23 protein-coding genes and 1 pseudogene are annotated in these 18,186 nt (G+C 33.9%); 4 read left to right on the top strand and 20 right to left on the bottom strand.

Features of this window, described 5'->3' with window-relative positions:
• Positions 1 to 45: 45 nt before the first annotated feature.
• The 3 genes from ACH6EI_RS06545 to ACH6EI_RS06535 form a co-directional block, all read right to left on the bottom strand.
• Positions 46 to 318 (bottom strand): hypothetical protein, encoded by a 273-nt coding sequence (locus ACH6EI_RS06545; protein WP_372491966.1) that lies wholly within the window; start codon positions 316 to 318, stop codon positions 46 to 48.
• A gap of 164 nt (positions 319 to 482) precedes the next feature.
• The gene (locus tag ACH6EI_RS06540) at positions 483 to 1,331 is read right to left on the bottom strand and encodes a sialate O-acetylesterase (RefSeq protein ID WP_397377981.1); all 849 of its coding nucleotides are present in this window, start codon (positions 1,329 to 1,331) and stop codon (positions 483 to 485) included.
• A gap of 91 nt (positions 1,332 to 1,422) precedes the next feature.
• Entirely contained in the window at positions 1,423 to 1,650 is a 228-nt protein-coding gene (locus ACH6EI_RS06535) for a hypothetical protein (RefSeq protein WP_098999710.1), read from the bottom strand.
• A 501-nt stretch (positions 1,651 to 2,151) separates the two neighbouring features.
• Between ACH6EI_RS06535 and ACH6EI_RS06530 the strand changes: the two genes are divergently transcribed.
• Positions 2,152 to 2,340, top strand: a complete 189-nt coding sequence (locus ACH6EI_RS06530; protein ID WP_014458940.1) for a hypothetical protein — start codon at positions 2,152 to 2,154, stop codon at positions 2,338 to 2,340.
• Between the two features lie 262 nt (positions 2,341 to 2,602).
• On the opposite strand, the gene ACH6EI_RS06525 is transcribed toward ACH6EI_RS06530, so the two are convergent.
• From ACH6EI_RS06525 to ACH6EI_RS06475, 11 genes are all read right to left on the bottom strand, one after another.
• The gene (locus ACH6EI_RS06525) at positions 2,603 to 3,088 is read right to left on the bottom strand and encodes a tetratricopeptide repeat protein (protein WP_108674815.1); all 486 of its coding nucleotides are present in this window, start codon (positions 3,086 to 3,088) and stop codon (positions 2,603 to 2,605) included.
• A gap of 123 nt (positions 3,089 to 3,211) precedes the next feature.
• Positions 3,212 to 3,505, bottom strand: a complete 294-nt coding sequence (locus ACH6EI_RS06520) for an RNA polymerase alpha subunit C-terminal domain-containing protein (RefSeq protein ID WP_098999708.1) — start codon at positions 3,503 to 3,505, stop codon at positions 3,212 to 3,214.
• A gap of 163 nt (positions 3,506 to 3,668) precedes the next feature.
• Positions 3,669 to 4,376 (bottom strand): DNA alkylation repair protein, encoded by a 708-nt coding sequence (locus tag ACH6EI_RS06515; RefSeq protein ID WP_108674816.1) that lies wholly within the window; start codon positions 4,374 to 4,376, stop codon positions 3,669 to 3,671.
• 40 nt (positions 4,377 to 4,416) lie between these two features.
• Positions 4,417 to 4,788 carry an iron chaperone gene (locus tag ACH6EI_RS06510; RefSeq protein ID WP_098999706.1) on the bottom strand — a complete coding sequence of 124 codons (372 nt, stop codon included), beginning with the start codon at positions 4,786 to 4,788 and terminating at the stop codon, positions 4,417 to 4,419.
• Between the two features lie 139 nt (positions 4,789 to 4,927).
• Entirely contained in the window at positions 4,928 to 5,521 is a 594-nt protein-coding gene (locus tag ACH6EI_RS06505; protein ID WP_108674817.1) for a YdeI/OmpD-associated family protein, read from the bottom strand.
• A 163-nt stretch (positions 5,522 to 5,684) separates the two neighbouring features.
• Positions 5,685 to 5,852, bottom strand: a complete 168-nt coding sequence (locus ACH6EI_RS06500; protein ID WP_226313303.1) for a hypothetical protein — start codon at positions 5,850 to 5,852, stop codon at positions 5,685 to 5,687.
• Entirely contained in the window at positions 5,845 to 6,252 is a 408-nt protein-coding gene (locus tag ACH6EI_RS06495) for a MepB family protein (protein ID WP_108674818.1), read from the bottom strand. The genes ACH6EI_RS06500 and ACH6EI_RS06495 overlap by 8 nt, the downstream gene beginning before the upstream one ends.
• 77 nt (positions 6,253 to 6,329) lie before the next feature.
• Positions 6,330 to 6,764, bottom strand: coding sequence for an SMI1/KNR4 family protein (locus ACH6EI_RS06490; protein WP_108674819.1), 435 nt, complete (start codon positions 6,762 to 6,764; stop codon positions 6,330 to 6,332).
• 249 nt (positions 6,765 to 7,013) lie between these two features.
• Entirely contained in the window at positions 7,014 to 7,517 is a 504-nt protein-coding gene (locus ACH6EI_RS06485) for a MepB family protein (protein ID WP_108674820.1), read from the bottom strand.
• A gap of 492 nt (positions 7,518 to 8,009) precedes the next feature.
• The gene (locus ACH6EI_RS06480; RefSeq protein ID WP_108674821.1) at positions 8,010 to 8,315 is read right to left on the bottom strand and encodes a hypothetical protein; all 306 of its coding nucleotides are present in this window, start codon (positions 8,313 to 8,315) and stop codon (positions 8,010 to 8,012) included.
• Between the two features lie 104 nt (positions 8,316 to 8,419).
• Entirely contained in the window at positions 8,420 to 8,587 is a 168-nt protein-coding gene (locus tag ACH6EI_RS06475) for a hypothetical protein (RefSeq protein WP_165573584.1), read from the bottom strand.
• A gap of 272 nt (positions 8,588 to 8,859) precedes the next feature.
• Between ACH6EI_RS06475 and ACH6EI_RS06470 the strand changes: the two genes are divergently transcribed.
• Positions 8,860 to 9,768: a DMT family transporter gene (locus ACH6EI_RS06470; RefSeq protein ID WP_048019380.1), complete on the top strand. Its 909-nt coding sequence runs from the start codon at positions 8,860 to 8,862 to the stop codon at positions 9,766 to 9,768.
• Positions 9,769 to 10,022: 254 nt separating this feature from the next.
• On the opposite strand, the gene ACH6EI_RS06465 is transcribed toward ACH6EI_RS06470, so the two are convergent.
• Genes ACH6EI_RS06465 through ACH6EI_RS06455 form a run of 3 tightly spaced genes read right to left on the bottom strand, consistent with a single transcriptional unit; the run spans position 10,023 to position 12,436 of the window.
• Positions 10,023 to 10,814, bottom strand: a complete 792-nt coding sequence (locus ACH6EI_RS06465) for an amidohydrolase family protein (RefSeq protein ID WP_108674822.1) — start codon at positions 10,812 to 10,814, stop codon at positions 10,023 to 10,025.
• Complete coding sequence (locus ACH6EI_RS06460; protein WP_108674823.1) at positions 10,804 to 11,211, bottom strand: carboxymuconolactone decarboxylase family protein; 408 nt, start codon at positions 11,209 to 11,211, stop codon at positions 10,804 to 10,806. The genes ACH6EI_RS06465 and ACH6EI_RS06460 overlap by 11 nt, the downstream gene beginning before the upstream one ends.
• A gap of 34 nt (positions 11,212 to 11,245) precedes the next feature.
• Complete coding sequence (locus ACH6EI_RS06455; protein ID WP_108674824.1) at positions 11,246 to 12,436, bottom strand: MFS transporter; 1,191 nt, start codon at positions 12,434 to 12,436, stop codon at positions 11,246 to 11,248.
• Between the two features lie 104 nt (positions 12,437 to 12,540).
• Here ACH6EI_RS06455 and ACH6EI_RS06450 point away from each other — a divergent pair, with 104 nt between their 5' ends.
• Positions 12,541 to 13,374: a helix-turn-helix transcriptional regulator gene (locus ACH6EI_RS06450; protein ID WP_108674825.1), complete on the top strand. Its 834-nt coding sequence runs from the start codon at positions 12,541 to 12,543 to the stop codon at positions 13,372 to 13,374.
• A gap of 120 nt (positions 13,375 to 13,494) precedes the next feature.
• Here the strand turns inward: ACH6EI_RS06450 and ACH6EI_RS06445 are convergent, their stop codons facing one another.
• The gene (locus tag ACH6EI_RS06445; protein WP_108674826.1) at positions 13,495 to 14,877 is read right to left on the bottom strand and encodes a hypothetical protein; all 1,383 of its coding nucleotides are present in this window, start codon (positions 14,875 to 14,877) and stop codon (positions 13,495 to 13,497) included.
• Positions 14,878 to 15,439: 562 nt separating this feature from the next.
• Positions 15,440 to 15,850, bottom strand: a pseudogene (locus ACH6EI_RS06440) (Y-family DNA polymerase); the annotation flags it as partial.
• Between the two features lie 152 nt (positions 15,851 to 16,002).
• On the opposite strand from ACH6EI_RS06440, the gene ACH6EI_RS06435 reads away from it, so the two are divergent.
• The gene (locus ACH6EI_RS06435; protein WP_108674827.1) at positions 16,003 to 16,230 is read left to right on the top strand and encodes a hypothetical protein; all 228 of its coding nucleotides are present in this window, start codon (positions 16,003 to 16,005) and stop codon (positions 16,228 to 16,230) included.
• 202 nt (positions 16,231 to 16,432) lie between these two features.
• Here the strand turns inward: ACH6EI_RS06435 and ACH6EI_RS06430 are convergent, their stop codons facing one another.
• Positions 16,433 to 18,124 (bottom strand): hypothetical protein, encoded by a 1,692-nt coding sequence (locus ACH6EI_RS06430; RefSeq protein WP_108674828.1) that lies wholly within the window; start codon positions 18,122 to 18,124, stop codon positions 16,433 to 16,435.
• Between the last annotated feature and the right edge of the window lie 62 nt (positions 18,125 to 18,186).

Genomic DNA, 18,186 nt, shown 5'->3' with positions numbered 1-18,186 from the left:
TTAAGGAGATATTATATACTACTTCAGACAAATGCAATTTCGAAATTATAAATAGAGTCCTTTAATATAAATAGATGCGATATTCTTGGCAATTTGATCTACAGGGTGCTCATATTCATTACGAACAATTTCCCAAAGGTACATTTCATTGGTGAAAAACCATCCTCTTGCTACTAACTCGTTATGTACATTTTTACGTGCTAATCCATTGCGCTGCGCATAGGCAATGTCTTGGGAAATTCGTTGAATAAACTTTTCCTGAATGTTTTTCCATTTCTCTGAAACGAGAGGAGAAATACAGGTTTGAAATATTCCCACCTAACACTCTGTCTGCAACTTCTTCACTAGTTGCACTTGAAAAATTTGCGTGTCTTGAATACCGGCTTTTTGGAGTTCCTGTTTAAAGGATTCTCCTTTTTTAGTTTTAATAATTAACAAATCTATACGAACTCCACTCCTCACAAAATGGGATTAATTCTGCTTTACTTACTTTCATTAATAATAGAGATATTAAGAGAAAACTCCTCAAAACTTACTTGTCCCAAGGCAAGCTTCATACTTTCAACAAATATACGTTCATTTTTAGTTAGTTCACGCTTTGCTTCCTTTTCAATCCATTCATGCTCAACGTCTAAAACATCTAACACATGCTTTTGTTTTGAAAAAGCCTCATAGTATCTTAATCCAAACTTTCTTTGGGAAACGGCATCAATATGAATGCCATCTGGATTTGCTGTTAAGCCTTTTGATGTTACAAAATAACAATTTTTTTCAGTATGGGCAACTTTAGATAATATCTGGTTTATTTGTTTATATTCTACGGCGCTTTTTCCAAATCCGACGTCTCCAAGGTAATGCCCCAACTCACCGATAATAATGGGGATATCTGGTGCATTCAATTCTTCTCTCAAATATTTAAACAATGAAAGCAGTTTATCTTCATACGTCTTATAACGTTCTCTGTAACTGTCGCTTTCTCCTTGATGCCATAGAATTCCCACTAACTCACTTGTTTCCATTGCGAATTTTGCTTCAGAAATCGCGTGTCTTGTTAATAGTCCTTCAATTGTCCACTCATCAATTGAGCTTCCTCCTTCGGCACATGGTATTACCCCAATGGACTCGCCCGGATGATCCTCTGTCCAAGCTTGGGCAAAAGAGGCTGCTGGCCCGACGCCAGATATGTGACGATCAAAATTAAGTGGTTCTGCCATTGTTTTCCATCTACCGTTTCTCAACATATGTATATGCTCATTATAAATCGGCGGTACATCCTCAATAAATCCTCTGCCTGCCATATTTGATTGTCCAATTAATAATATAGATTTCATAGAAATACCTTCTTTCTCTTCCATGTTGATCACTTTTTTCTAATTTGCTCGTGCTTATACTTATAGAATTAGTTACACTCTCATATATAGCTTAATTGATGGTTTCAAGAGCTTGTTTCAAATAATCCATTTCAGAGGTTATATCATCTATCTGTTGGTTTAACTGACTTACTTTATCAAGAGTATTCCGTGCATCCAATAAATTGATTTCTAACATCAAACGGCTTGCTTCACTCTCAAGCTTCAATCTCTTTGCAAATAATACCTCGTGCTTTTTTATAATTTCCGATTTTAAATTTTCACTATTGTTTTCTTCCATACTTCTACCTCACTAACTTGTAATAACAGTATTTTATTGAAATGTAAATTTCCCTATATAATTTAATAATTACCTACAGGGAGGTTTATAACATGGTTAAAATCCCCTTTTTCACCTACAGGAAAACCGCATTTACATAAGAGAAATAATAGGAACCAATTAAAATAAATTCCATTATTCGCTTTCCTTGGATGGCGTTCATAAGTTTTTAGTGTTGGCATTTAAATACATACTGAACGTTCAGAAGCTCCCCTAACTGTCAAAAATAAATGAATTATTCCAAAATAAGGGAAAAACGAAATCATTTTGTTTTTTTTGCAGGAAAAGAAAGCTCAGTATATAAAGATAACAGTATACATCAAAAAGTGTTGAGAAAATGTTATGATCATTTTCTATCAGCACGAGATCCATAATTCGAGAAAAGAGCTTATATTAGTCCGTGTCTTAAGTATGCCTATTATATAGAATGGGTTACTTAGTAAATAAGGGAAGGTGATTTATATGTTAGGGGAAGAAGATTTAAAAGTAAATTGTATATCAGCTGCTATAGGTTTACTAATCCAACATAATATCATCACTCACCAGGAACTGGACAAACTAACTAAAACAAATTATCACGTTTTTTATCATTTTCTCATGGATAAGCTAATTGAAGAAGAGTTTAGTAAGGATAGGGTTGTACAAACATAAGTGCTTCAACAAAAAAAGAAGCGCAAGATCCAAATCAGGAATCTCCTATTTCAAACGTAATTCGTATAGGGCTCCTTACATATTAGACATATATAATATGTAAGGGCTTTCTTGTTCAACAAAGCCTCCTATAGTTTAAATGTATTTCTTCACAGTCTATCATTTTAAAAGTCTTTTTATCAAAGGAAGCCTGCCAATATTGTTACAAAAAAGTCCTCTCCTCGTTTCAGGAAAAGAACTTATATGCAGTGAATTTTACAAGCTACTTCCAAGTCTGATCAAGTTTATCTGAATAGAAATGTAAGGCTTTTTTATAACTTAGTATTTCATTGTCATTTGTTGTATTTAGTAAGCATTTCAGTAGCAGTTCCATCGCTTTGCTATGCTCTTTTAAATTGTATAAGGTCATGGAATAAAACACTTTAATTACGTGATTATCTGGGAATAATTCCATTCCTTTTAAAAATGTCTTTTTTGATTTTTCATACTCCCCCAAGGCTCTATACGTGCTGCCCAATCCCACTATTGCCCCTTCCATATCCTTAGAAGGTAATCCTATCTTTATGGCATTTTCGTAAAAGGGCACTGCCTTTTCTTCTTCTCCTAATACGTCAAAGCTCCAAGCACATTGATAGTTATATAAAGCATTGTCTGGAAATTCCTTAACTAATTCACTTAGCAATTCGTTAGATTCTTTGTGATTTCCATTCTTTCGTAACGCTAATGCTTTATCTAGTTTGTTATTCATTATCTAAATCTCCAGCCCTTCTTTTTCCCACTATTTATCTCTTAACATCCTTCCATATCCAGAAATCCAGCGTATTTGTACACTTTATCTAGATCTATTTCTTGCTTTAACTATCCTTAATGTTTAATTTTTAAAGACTAACCCATTGTTCTGCAAAGCTTCTCTAAGTTTAGGTAAAGAAGCCGGCCCTATACCGTGAAATTGTAATATCTCTTTTTCACTAAATGTTGATAGCTGCTGCAAAGAAGTTATCCCGTTGTTTTCCAGTGCTCGTCTTGCTGGTGCTGATAGCATGGAAAGAAATCCATCTTCAGGTTTGCGTTCTTGCTCACAAGTTGGGCAGGTCGGACAACTACTGCTTTTATAATATTTGTGTCCTTTATGACAGATTCTTAGATTTCCTTTTTGGGTTTTCATTTTTAACCTCTCCTTTTCTCAAGAATTTTTTTAGCTTTTATCCCCTGCCACTTCTTCAATGGATGGTTTATGAAGGAACAAAACATCATACGTATAGTAAACTCATTATCATTAAATACTTATCAGTCTCGTTTTAGATAGTGCAGTTCCATTACAAATTATGCTAACACCTCACATGTTTGCGTTTGAAACCAATCCGTCCTCTATCTATATCCTTTTGAATGTTTTCGGAAGCAAGAAGAATACTACTTTTTTTCTTATCCTTCTTAACTTCGACTGGACCTACTGTCTTTGCAGTTTCAAGGGCCTTTTCATGAAGTGGCAAATATGAAACACCGACTGTATAGATAAAATTATTCATAGCCGATTTCGTTCGATCTGGAGAATCGTGAATCGTATTTTTCACTTGATTAAGCATATCAGCAATCTTGCTTGTGCTAAATTCATCGTCAGGACGATTACCCAAAAGCCAGCAGTAGCAACTCCAACCTGCCGACATTTTAAGTTCTTCACCGCTTGCCACCCATCTATCAGCAACAGCTTGCGCAAAATCGGTTTCTGACAAAGTTACTGCAACTACATAATCGGATAGCATGTAGAAATACGCTTTATCAATCCAACGCTCAAAATCCTCCGCAGTCATCTCTGTTGGGTCTGCAATGATACCAGCAAAATACATAGCATCATAATTGCCAGACGCATAAAGCTGCTCGGCCAAAGCCTGATTTTTCTTGATTTTCTTTGCAATCGGCTTCATTTTTCCTGTTGCTACTCCAAAAAGTGGATCGTGTGCACCATTGTTTATGTAAGTCTTTTTAATTCGTTCCGTACCAAGCGCTTCAAGTTCTTTCATAACCATTTCAAAATCCATCTTTCTATACCCTCCTTCTTCTCCGTTCATAATCTACTCTTTATTTCCGCCAAAAAGTTGAACAGTCTTTCTTATCTAACATATTAAACTCGATTATTTTCTTAAGTAATTCATAGTTTACTGGCTCAGTCCATAAAATTCGAAACAGACCTTTGGTAGCGCTGTATCCAGCCTGGGTGATGTCATGATTAAAGTGCGCCATGCCTGTTTCTTCAGGTGAAACGCTCAAATGATGTTTCGCTGAGGCAAAGCCGATGATAAATGTTCCATGATCAGTAAACATTGGAGTATTCCATTTAATTTGTGGTTCCAAATTCGGGAAAGTATTAGCAATCCAAGCCAAAACCTCCTCTGTTCGGTGACGGTGGTCAGGGCTATCTATACGCGCTAAATATTCTGCAAAAACTTCCATAGCATCTTCTCCTCAAATAAATTTTTTTAATCTACTCTACTTTTATACAAATCAAACATCAATCGTTCATTTAACCTTATTTCATTTTTAACTCAAATACATTAACGATTTATATTAGCGATGTTTTAAATAAAATGTACTAATCATTTAATCCTTTTCCATTAAGAATGTTCGGAATGCATTTTTCAACCCTTGATGCTCGAGTCTTAGATTGTTTGGCCGCAGAAAAATGAAGAATATATGCTCTTTGCCGTCCTGGAGTCAATGTAGTAAAAGCATCTTTTAAATCAGGTATTTCATCAAATTTGTGCTGTAGCTCTTCAGGAATAATGAGCTCTTCAGGCTTTTTAGCTTTGACTTTTAATCCGGCTTTTTCCACCTCGATGGCCTCATGAATATAAGCTTTTAAGACGGCTTCCTTTTCAGCTATTTCTTGCACATTGGTAAACCGAATTTGTCGTGCCCCTTGTACATTCTCCGTTTGTTGAATTAGAATACCATGAGAATCTTGTAACAGAGAACCTTTAGGAAACAGCAGCGCACAGTATTCTTTAAATCCATGTATTAAAACAATGTTTTTTTTCTCAAACGTATAACAAGGATTCATCCACTTAAAATCTTCGGTCAACTCACAATCAAGAACAATCTTTCTCAACGTCTCATATTCTTCTTTCCACTTTTTAGCTTTAGTTAAAAATTCATCAACCTTAGGATTCATTTTGCTATTTGTCATCAAGGAACACTCCTATTCAATTTTTTAATCTGTCGCTCTCGCAATGATATAGTCAACCTTCAATTCATTTAATGGTGTTACTATTCTTCAAATGCAAGAAATGCCCTTCTTCAATTGACTTGATAGTTATCAAAATTATAAACATTTTAAGTATGTTTGCTCATTATACAAAGCGAACATCGATTAGTTCACTTAACTGCATGTGATCCATGAAAATAAATAAATTACTAAGAGCATCAACAAACTGAATGAATCCTGTCTCTGTTATACATTGACTTCTCTTATAGTACGTAAAGTACACTTGTTTATTTGTATGTAAGGCTTTAATCATTGCGACTCTCGAAGTATAGCTTTAATAATTTTTGATGGAGCAAATTATTCGTATAGTTCGTCTCAACAAAATATTCTAATTGCCATTTCTGTGTTTCCATAGCTTGTTTGCTAGTTGGTGTATCCCATATCGGGTACACTCTAATTGCCATCTTGCCTTTTGTGGTAGCCGTTTTAAGAATTTTTTGTTTTAAAAGAACTTCTTTTGGAAAAATGAATTGTCCAAATCTATTTGTACTAGTGAAGGTATTAATAACTAATAGATCGGTAGCTTTTTCATACGAAAAGGCTTGGTTTTTATGAGTCGCATCTTTTTCCCAAAAGGATACAAACTGCCCTACCTTGTTAGGGATAGTTTTCGCCACCCTAAATCGTACATATTGACCTTGTTTGTTAAACACAATACCCTCTAATTAATCACAGTATGGTTATACCGGCTGATCCAGTCCATGTTGCTGGCTCTTCTCTAAAGGTGAAATTAGCCCTCTTCCCACCAATCATTTTCAATAGCATTGTTAATCTCTTCTAATAAATATTCATAAAAGTTGTCTGCAACTAGATAAACACCCTTTTCAAAGGCGCTCCAATTTACAACAGGACATTCATTGTTAATCATTTTTTCTGTATCTAAGCAATAAGAATATTCATCACAGTGTTGAATAATAATGTATGCTTTAGGGAGGTCAGAGGATTTAAAACGGTTATGATAATACAAAATATCTTTGCAACCATTAACTTCAAGTCCATCGCCTCCACTACCATACTCTTTTAGAAACCAGCGATAGCTCTCTGGAAATTTCACATTCAGCTTTTCTTCGGTATCTTGAATTATTTCCTCATTTTCTTTATAGAAATTATCTTCTTGACTATATTGTTCAATTAATTCTCTGATTTTTTTACGATACAATTCCATTTGCACTTCTCCCTTTTTATTACTGGACTTGAGTCAATAAATGTATGTTAGCCTTACACGATTCTTACATCAGCAAGTTCACTTAAACTCATTTTATTTTTCAATTCAAATACTCCATTGATAAAAATAAATCGACCCCCTAAGGAATCCATAAACTGCATGAATCCTGCCTCTGTTACGCATTGATCCTGCTTATAATATGTAAGGTACACTTGTTAATTCGTATGTAGGGCTTCGATCGTTACCCTTCTAGGAGTATAGCTTTAATAATTTTTGGCGGGGCAAATTGTTCGCATCATTTATCTCAACAAAATATTCTAATTGCCATTTCTGTGTTTCCATAGCTTGTTTGCTAGTTGGTGTATCCCATATCGGGTACACTCTAATTGCCATCTTACCTTTTGTGGTAGCCGTTTTAAGGATTTTTTGTTTTAAAAGAATTTCTTTTGGAAAAATGAACTGTCCAAATCTATTTGTACTAGTGAAGGTATTAATAACTAATAGATCGGTAGCTTTTCCATCCGAAAAGGCCTGGTTTTTATGAGTCGCATCTTTTTCCCAAAAGGATACAAACTGTCCTACCTTATTAGGTGTAGTTTTCGCCACCCTAAATCGTACAGATTTTGAATTTAACTGAAAGATACCAGCGCCATAATCTGAATTTTGAGCTTCTTCTCGAATAGCTTTTATAGCGAAGTGATTGGGTTTATAAAAATTCTCATTTACATAGGTTAACGCCTCATAAAATTTCATTGTTTTTACCTCTTATGTTTATAGGCTTCTTCAATTAATAGTAAGTGGTTTGTATGTCTTTCCTCGAAATTGCGTCTAAATATCTTAAATATTCCAAAATGTTATAGCGAAGCTATTCTCTTCTTATAACACCTCTTGATTCCTTAAGCATTGCTACCCTCTTAATATAGTTAATGTGCTACATATTAACCTCATTTTTTCACTTTGGTTCGTGATCTCTTTGTATTACTGAAATACTTGGAGGTTCAGTTGAAACCACATCAATTATATGGTTTAAAGCATGTATTCCATAGTGTTTAAACGGGCCAGGGTGTATATCGTCAGCTATGGTACCAATTTCGATAAAATCTAGATATCTGGACTTTGAATAAACTGCAAAAGCGCTTCCTTTATACATTTCATACTCATCTATTACAGTAAAACTTTCGTTTCTAACAGAGTATGCAATGTACCAATCAAATGTAAGTCGAATTATAGGGAGGAAGTTAGGATTTATTTTATCTTGAATATGATCTTTCTATGATCCTGTTTTATACGTTTCAAGCGCAGCTCTATTTTTCTATCTAACATTTTATGTGCAGTTTGGAAAGTTACACAGATGAACAGTAAGATAACAGTAATAATTATAGCTTCTGGCACTTGGAAGCAAAAACATAATACTGCTAAAAGAAAAGATATAGTACAAGTAAAGTTGATTATCCATTTTTTATTTCTATGAGCTTGAAGACTTTTTTCAAGCAGCTGCTTTTGTCCTTCTTCCCTTTTTATATCTTCTGAATTATTGAGTGTAGAGTTCAATGTTATTTCTCCTTAGAAAACTAATTTTATATAATTTATATATTGGTTACCTTCTCCTTTTAAGATGATGGTATAGTGGGGTGTTCTTAAAGGGAAAGCCAAATTTAAACAATCGTTTTGGCAAGCGCATGGGCTTCTTTTACGCTGATTACAATATCCTCCAACAATCTCATTTTCTCCTCTTCTTCAACGTTTGCATTTAATAGAAAAAAATAAAGCACGGAATACCTTAATGTCGATACATATAATGACTCTGTTTGGTAGCTACTCATAATCAATCCAAAGAACCTATCAAAAAGAACATTCGTTCTCTATATTATACAAGAACAAACGTTCCCTTTTCAATAAAAACTCTAAACTTTTCCCGAATTATTCCTATGAATAACGTCAAATTTATTATTTTATAAAAAAAGAAATATTTTATATACCTAGAGAAAGATATCGAGATAACGAAAAAAACATGAGAAAATGTTCTACAAAGCAAAATTTCGGAGTGAAATAATCAACAAAATTTGCCATAATAAGTGAAGTAAGGAGGTGTATTATGTTTCGATTGTATGGAGCCTTAATTGGGCTTAGTTTCATTTGGGGTTTATCTTTTGTATTTATGAAGTGGCTGCTTCCCTCAGCTGGTATATGGGGAATTGTATTTTTTCGTTGTCTAGCAGGTGCAATCATCTTGCTCCCGTTTCTATGGTGGAAGCGTAGAAAAGTTAAAGAGAAACTACCCTGGAAGGCATTAATTGTTGTTGGTATATTTAACTGTGGTTTAGCGTGGGGATTAATTTCCTTAAGCGAAACTGAGATAAACAGTACAACTGCCTCTATTCTAAATGCGACCACTCCAATCTGGACAGGTCTTATCGGATTTATTCTTTTTTCTTATCGACTTACCGGACGTCAGTGGATCGGTATTCTTATCGGTTTTTTCGGGATACTCGTCCTAATGGATTTTCAATTTGGTCAGATTTTCGGGAAAGGGTTTGTCGGAATTGGAACAATGCTTGTTGCTTGTATCTGCTATGGGCTTGCTGGGCAGTTAACAAAGCGGTTTTTGTCTGGCGTGAGCGTATTAACTATAACAACCTTCACCTTACTAACAGGTGCTATCATCGGTTTAATTGGAATGTTGTTTACTGAACCATTCAAATCAGATTTGTTGATTCATCCACTTCCGCTTCTGGCAATTGTGGGTCTCGGCTGTTTTGGCTCAGGATTGGGTCAGTTAATCTATTTTTATATCAATAAAAATGGTGGCCCTGAATTAGCAGCGACGGTTACTTACCTGATCCCTGCCTCGGCCATGGTCTGGGGTTATTTACTACTGGGAGAGACAATTACTCCAAATGTCATTGTTGGACTACTTATTATCTTTGCTGGCGTTTATCTTTCATCTAGGAAATCAAAAGGTAAAACTCCGCATGTCACTCTCGTTAGCAATAAACAAAATTAAGTAAGTAGATTTTACAATGTGAGTCTTTAAAGTTATCTATGAGAGAGGAATTAAGAAACTGAAGGACTACAGAATATGATATATTTCAAATGAAATTCATCATATGTAATGATAAAACGTAATTCTAGTTGTTCAATCTTGTTTAAAAGGCAGCCAAACAGAGGGCTGCCTTTTTTTATTTCAACGCAGAAAATAATTTTAAAATTCAGTGCTAGTTATCCCGTACAACACAACATCACACAAAAACGCTGAATTTATATATGAAGCAAATTCGAGATATTTCCACCTAACACTCTGTCTGTAACTTCTCCGCTAGATGTATGACGCTTAACGGCCTGTAGATTTAAATATGGATCTCCATATGGAAAATCTGAACTAAATAACGTTCTTTCAGGTATTTCTTTTATAGCCAACGACAAGGCGTATGTTGTATAAAATGCAGATATATCTAAGTAAGCATTTTTAGTGTCTTTTATCATTTCTATCGTTTGTAGCCAATGAATTCCGCCCATATGCCCGTATATCACCGGCACATTTTCATATTTTTGAGTGAGAAGAAATAACTCTTGAATATCCTTTAAGTTCAAAGGATGAAAAGTATGTACCCAGATAGGCAAAGACGTATAGTCACTTGCTGCTTTAAATATAGGTTCTAACAATGGAATTTGACCTGGGCCAAGAGTGAATTCTCCAAGACCTTTCATCTTTTGCTCTTTGACAAGTTTCTCTATCCAGTCATTTAGAGTTACATCACCCGGAGAATAAGAAAGAGGAACTGAACCAAACCCTACAAACCGATTTGGGTGCTGCTTAATCGCACCGCTTACTTCTTCTAGCGCATTTAAGCGTGCTTGTACGGGATTTACCTCGTTATTTAGAATTTGATTTAGTTTGTTCATTTCCGTGGTAAATTCTTTAACATTGCTGCTTTTTTCTGGATGAACAAGAGTAGAAAACAATACGGTTTTATCTATTCCACTGTCATCCATCATTTTAATATGTTTCTCTATAGGTAAAACCACATGTGCATGACTATCAATAATCATTTTGTTTCTCCTTTTCATTTCTTTCGTAAAAGACTTCATTGGCAACTGTTAAAATCGTATTTAAAGCTACAGGGAATCCAGCATAAATGACCATTTGTAACATTGCTTCTAAAATTTCTTCCTGTGTCCACCCAACATTCAAAGCCCCGTTTAGATAAAATTTTAGCTGTTTCGTATTGCCTAATGCAGTTAGTCCAGCCACTGCAGCAAGAAGGCGTGACTTTAAGTCTAAGCCTGGTCTCGAGAAAATTCCCCCGTAATTAAACTCTACAGCTAACGTTCCTAAATCAGGCAGGGCTGACTGTTCAAAGCCTGCCATTATGTCCTTATAGTTCTCTGGATCAATCTTAGCTAATATATCTAATCCTCGTTGAAAGTTATCTGTATGTGTTCTCATTACATATTACTCCCTTTCTTATTCATGAAATTTCCTATTGTTTTTTAGGAATGCTTATTGGAATTAAAGAACAAAAGCTAATGACTATCATCAGCATGGCTATGGCACACACTCCATGCCACTCCCATTTACTCCATGCAAGTAAACCCACATAAGATCCTAGTGAACCACCTAAAAATGTGGAAACCATATATAACCCATTTAATCGACTTCTTTTTTCTTCTCCTAATTGGAAAATAGTAAACTGACAGGCAACTTGGTTTGCTTGAGTTCCTATCGTTATGAGAAGAGCTCCTAAAATTAACCCAGGCAACCAGTACCCTCCCCTTATAAGGTCTATAAAAGCAAGTAAAGATATGGACATACACAAAAGACTTGCAACCCTCGCCTCTTTTGTATCGATTAAACGTCCGATAACGGGCGTAGCAAATGCTCCCGCTATCCCGACTAACCCTATTACCCCTACCATGTCACTTCCATACGAATAGGGATGTGTATGTAATAAAAAGACAAGCGTGGTCCAAAATGTGCTAAACGAAGCAAACATCATTCCCTGACTTACACATGCTTGTTGCAAGGCTCTTTCTTTTATAAATAGCGGACCTAACGACATGAGCAATTGTTTATAACTGGTCCCCTTTCCTCCTTTACTTTTGGGAAAATAGACGTAAACTAACAAAATCATAAAAAGTGTAGCCGCAGCAGACGTCCAATACACCATTCGCCATCCAAAATGTACATCAATAAAACCACTAATAAGCCGAGCGCCTAAAATACCACAAACTAATCCAATGGCGACATTTCCTAAAACTTTTCCTCTATTATGATCTGAAGCGATATTCGCAGCCAGCGGAACAATAATTTGAGGAACAACCGTTACGATTCCTAAAGCTAAACTTGTAACCATCATCCACGTTTTGTTAATAGATAAAGCGTTTAAAGCGAGAACGATACATATAGCGAATAATAAAAACAAAATCAATTTTTTTCGTTCGAAGATGTCTCCTAACGGTACTAAAAGGAGATTTCCTAGTGCATATCCAATTTGAGCTAAGGTAGCTATAATGCCTATGCTGGCTGCAGAAATGTGAAAACTGGCGGACATGCTTACTAAAAGGGTTTGATTTAAATAGACATTAGCTACTGTAAATCCACAAACTGTAGCCATTAAAAGTACTAATCCTTTTGATAGATCAGACGTCTTTTTGCTATCTTTTACTACCATCTGTTTCACCTCCCTTACCTAGATCATAAAATAAGGATTATAATGGTAATAGGAGTCTAGTTATACTAGTAGTAAAAGTACTACCTACACAAAGGAGTAAAATCATGGTAAGCGATAAAGAACGAAGAAAAGAATTAGGGGATTTTCTAAAGATAAGACGAGAACGATTGTCTCCAAAAGATTTTAATTTGCCTATTGGACCGAGAAGAAGAGCTAAAGGATTACGCAGAGAAGAAGTGTCTCAACTAGCAGGAGTCGGCATAACTTGGTATACATGGCTGGAACAAGGACGAGATATACAAGTATCTTCCGAAGTATTAGAAGCCATATCCCGTATTTTTAAATTAAACAAAGAAGAAATGGAGCATTTATTCTTACTAGGCAATCAGCCACTTCCATCTGCAACCGTGCAGAATGAAAGAGAAAATATAGATCGCGTTGTCAAAAATCTATTAAGCCAATTAGGCCATTGCCCTGCTTATGTGACAGATGAAAAACTTAATATCGTAGACTGGAATAAAGCTGCTGTAAAGGTATTTGGGGACTTTAACGAGATGGACGAGCGAAACCGCAATGCAGTGTGGCGCTGCTTCACTTCCCAAGAATACCAAAACCTTTTTCAAAACTGGGAAGATCATGCCCAACGACTAATTGCCCAATTTCGTCTAGCTTACACACGCTTCGTCGGAGATGAGTGGTTTAAAACCATGATTAGTGAACTTAGCGAGAAAAGCCCTCAGTTTTACAAGTGGTGGTCTAATCATGAAGTTTTAGGTACACCGTGTGGAAAAAAGACCATTATTCACCCTGTGGCAGGAAAAATGATTATGGACCATATTACGCTTCAAGTATATGATGCACCTGAATTAAAGGTAACTGTTTATCAGCCTCGTGAGGAGAATGAGACAGAAGAGAAGATGAAGCAGTTATTGAGGTAATAGTAGTATATATATTAATGATCTTAATTATTAAAAGCCTATGTACTTTTGATAAGTACATAGGCTTTTTCTTGGGTTGACATAAGATTGGTTATCGGTAGCAAAAAAATCTTTCTAATTTTATTTACTAAAAAACCAATCTCTTATACTTAATCTAGATTTATACGAAGACTTATTTACATATTCCCGAGTAACTATATAATAATAAATTGATTCTTCCAGTCTATTTCTTAAATCCCGCCTAAATTCAAAAATTTTTTTTTCTAATTCTTTCTCTTTTTTCTCAATAATTTCTTCATAAGTATAAGAAGAAAACCGATTATACTTATGAAGAAATTTTTCTTTACTTAATAAGCCATCTTCAACCTGCTTAACTAAAGAAAAAGTTTCAATAAGAAGTCTGTTGTTCTTCAGTTTCACATCATAGAAATCAATTAAAGATTCTCGATTTAGAAGATAATCCCCTATAAAACTTCCTCTGGAACTTACTTTTAAATTTACAAATTCATAGAATAAGGATTTATTTAATTCCCGGTAAGCATCCTCAACAAGATTATCCTTTATTAATTTCAAGTTCTCTTCTATATTCTCTAATTCTTTATTATAGGAGAGGTAATCTTTGAATAACTCTTCACTATTGTCAGGCTTTGAAGTCCAATAAGATTTATCAATAACCAGTCTATCCTGATAAATTCCATATTTATTTTGTTGAGAAATTTCTGCTAAAAAATTATTTGTAATACTCTCTATCTGATATTGTAGCTTATCAATATTTTCTTGTGAATATACTAAACATTTTGCAAGCTCTAATATATTTTTCATTTGGTAATTTATTGATTTTTCATACTTTTCATCATATATCTTCCTTTTTGCCTTTGCCTTCAAGAATGGAACTCTGAGCAAGAATAAAATAACAAAAGAGAGAATGAAAGTTGCAAAACTAGTAATGGCATTGATAGTTTTAAAATCTAGGTTTTTGAGAAAAGAAGAGATATTATTCCAAGAGAAGAAATCAATAACATTCAGTATAATATTTGAATCATAGTAGCCAACAATTAATACCCAAATTACTACATTATCAACTGAAAAACTAAACATTGTTAAGATAAAACTTTTTAATGATTCATACCACCGTAAAAGACTAAATGTACTAATTTTATCAAATGAATTATTAGTATAAGGTGAAAATTTAAAAACATTAGGAGTAATTATGAACAAAAATTTATCTATCAAATAATAAAGTTCTGACGTCAACCATATCCGTTTCAAGCTCTTATTTCTAATGTTTTTTTCATAGAGAGACCTTACTACACTAGCTCTAAATGAACTTATAGTCAATTGAATCCCACCTAAAAGAAAGACAAATATACCAAATAATGAAATATATTGGAGAAAAACCGTCCAAATAAAAGATTTTGTATTTATATCTATAAATTCTAATAATTTATAGATATAAGTAATTACCCAAAGACACATATCGTAAAATATTTTAAATAATTCCATTCAAATTCCTCTTCCTTCAATTAAACATAATAGCTCCATCCATCAAATATTAATTGTAATTAATATAAAAAAAAAGAAACTTTTTATGATTAAATTTACATTCATCAGCACTTAATTTCTTTTTATTATTCTTACCTTTCTTAAGAATATATTTTTTCTATTTTATAACAAACAAATAGTTCTCAAAATGAGAATCCTTGAAACTGTTATATGAACTGACTCATGTTCGGAGTTTCTTATCATCATATAAGTAAGAATTAAAGTATTTTATAATGTAATAAAAGAGGCTGTTAGATTCTCATACTAGACATAGTATCTTCTTTTTATTGTAGTATATTTAACAAATGGGTGCCATTTTTTCATCCCTCTGTTTGTCATATACTTTTCCTCCTTTATTATTTGTGGCCATCAATAAGGCCATTTTGGTAACAAGATGTTGAATGATTCAGATAGCTTGAAGTCTGTAGCATACTATTCTTTCCATAACGCAACCGAATTTCATCTATCGTTTTGGTCAATGCATGGGTTCTTTAACGCTGATTGATATCTTCAAATAAGCCCATTTGCGCTTCTTCTTGAATGCTGGTGTTTCAGCAAATAAATGCAAAGAAGTTGTCGCATCAATAAACAACTCATCAATGCTATACGCATGAAAATCCTCAGGAGCCACATACTATAACACCAAACTCGAAATATAGTTCGAAGCCTTGATATATCTCTCCATGGATGGATTCACCACATGGATATCTTTCCTTTTAGGAATGTCGAAAAGGCGACTTCCCGTTTTGATCCCTTCTTTCTTTAATAAGGGTGTGGCAGCTAACACAACCGATCCTGACCTTTTGATATCTCCTACTACCGCAAGTCTTGTTTTCAATGGATCTAAGCCCCGTATGACAGAAGAAACGGAAGCAAAGAACACCTTCATATCGATACATATAATCACTGTGTTTGGTAGCTGCCCATAATCCATCGAAAGAACTCCTTAAATAAAAGAACGTTTGTTCTCTACACTATATAGGAACAAACGTTCTTTATTCAACACAAACTCTAAAGTTTTCCCGATTATTGTTACTATAATAATAAGAACAAATACTCTACATAATTGAGGATGAAGGGGAATCTATGATTAAAGCTTTCAGCGCATTTTTACTGACTACTATTATTTCTTTTGTTGTAATGGTTGGTGCTTTACTAATTTGGGTTACTATACAAGGAAATCACATAACTGATCCATCACTTGCAGACGGATTAGGGTTTGCGATTGCTTATGGGGGAATAGCAGCTATTCCCATTTCGCTTGCAATAGGAATCTTTGGTGGTATTATTGGTTATTTGAGAAATCGAATTTAAAAATCCTATTTATTATTTAAGGAGAAGTAACAAATGTATCAAATGAGGATCTTTACATAAGAGACGGTACTAAAAAGAAGCCCACATTTTTTATGTGGGCTTCTTTTTAGTTCTATAATTAAGTAGAAACTGAAAAATATCTAGACTCTCTAAGAGAGGATAAAACACTTAATTCAATAACCAAGGTTTTTACATCGGGTCTTTAAATAAAATTAGATAATTTTCTATTTAGATTTATAAATTCATTTAAATCAACCTTAGAATTTGAAAGAAGACTATCACTCAAGAAGTCTTGTAGTTCCTTACTTCCTGCTAAATCTAAAATCCCCTTTTCCAAGTATTTTCTATAATTGATATAATCACCTTGATCAAAGTAACAATTACCTATTTCTAATACCATCATTATTTCTATAAAACTAGGCAATAAGAATGCTTTATCATTATAACGACGCTTTTCATATTGGCTATATACTTTCACACATTCCTCAAGATTCCAAGTCCAGCTTTCCTCCTCAAATAGTAAACTATATGTTAATGTCATAATATTGCACTCGGTCAATAAACTTTGATGGGTCTTATAAACTCTCTCATATTTTAATCTTTTTTCGTCTTCCATTATGTCGTTATAAATCATATATATAATAAACATCGGGAGTTTGTCTTGTTTCTTTGCCTGTGGAAGTAATTCTTCTATCTTAGACAATAAATTATCCACTGAAGGAATTCCTTGTTCCTTACCGTAAAAAGAAGCAGTCGAGATTATTGAGAGTAGCCCTTCTAATCTCTGCTTACACACTTCAGGAATGAAGTTATCAGCTTTATGGACCCAATATTCAGGAGCTAAATTAACATACATCATTCCAGGTAAATCATCTTCCCAATTCCACTCTTCATGCCCAAGATTTTCATGATTATTTATAAAACTTTGAATAACATTATAAGTTAGTCTAAACAAGCCGTTATAAGTCAAATAAGGCTGATTTCCCCACTGAACTGTTTCCGACTCTAAAGGTATTGTTAACTGATTCATCATTGGTACTAATTGATGAACATAACCTGATCTAATAGAATACGCATTATTTAATGTTTGAACTAAATCAGATTTTTTTAAGGCCCTCTTTAAACCTTGTGCATTCGTAGTGAAAAAGTCCTGTGTTAAATGCTGAGTAATAAATGTTATAAATCTTTTTTGGAGTTTTAGATGAGCTGAATCCAACAATACATCTTTTAAAGCAGTTGATTGTTCAACTTTTAAATCTTTAAACACTTTATCCAATTTTCTTCTTACTTTTTGATCATAATCTTCCCAAGTAGGTGTAAAATTATCAAAGGACTGAGAAAGGGTTTCTAATGCATACACAAGCATTGAATATGCTGCATTTATATCGTACTTTACAGTTCTAATCGATTCTACTAAACGATCTAAACATTTAATAATCACTTTATAGGTTTCCCGAGGGAGGCTCAATATCTGATAGACATTTTCAATTAAAAATTTTATATCTTCTCCTGTACCGATAATTTCGTTTTCAAAATAACCTTTTAAGAATCTAGATGGGATAAAATTATTGCTGTTTATTGTTTGAGTTTCTAATTTTTCTTGATCCTTACTAAAGTAACTCTTTAATGTGAAAGAGCAAATGAGACTCAACTGTTCTAATACTTCATTTGTTCCTACCTGTATAAGTCCTGGTCCATCTTTTTTTTCTAGTCCACTCTTATAACTATAAATATAAGTATTGATGTTAGAATGATTAACAGAAGGTTCTTTTGCCAATTGACCGTGACAAAGTTTTATTTCTCCGCCATATTTGAAGTTAGAGTATAGTTTACCACTAGCTTCACTGTCATATCTCTCCTTAGTGAAAAATTTCCCAGTGACTATCTGTAACATGTAACTTCCTCCCCAAAAAATTCATATATAAATATTATACTTTATATAGGATGTTATTTTAT

Origin of the sequence: Priestia sp. JSM ZJ58, assembly GCF_044383985.1 — a bacterium.
Taxonomy (GTDB): domain Bacteria; phylum Bacillota; class Bacilli; order Bacillales; family Bacillaceae_H; genus Priestia; species Priestia zanthoxyli.
The sequence above is the reverse complement of the archived record's forward strand: the minus strand, read 5'-3'. Positions and strand labels throughout refer to the sequence as shown.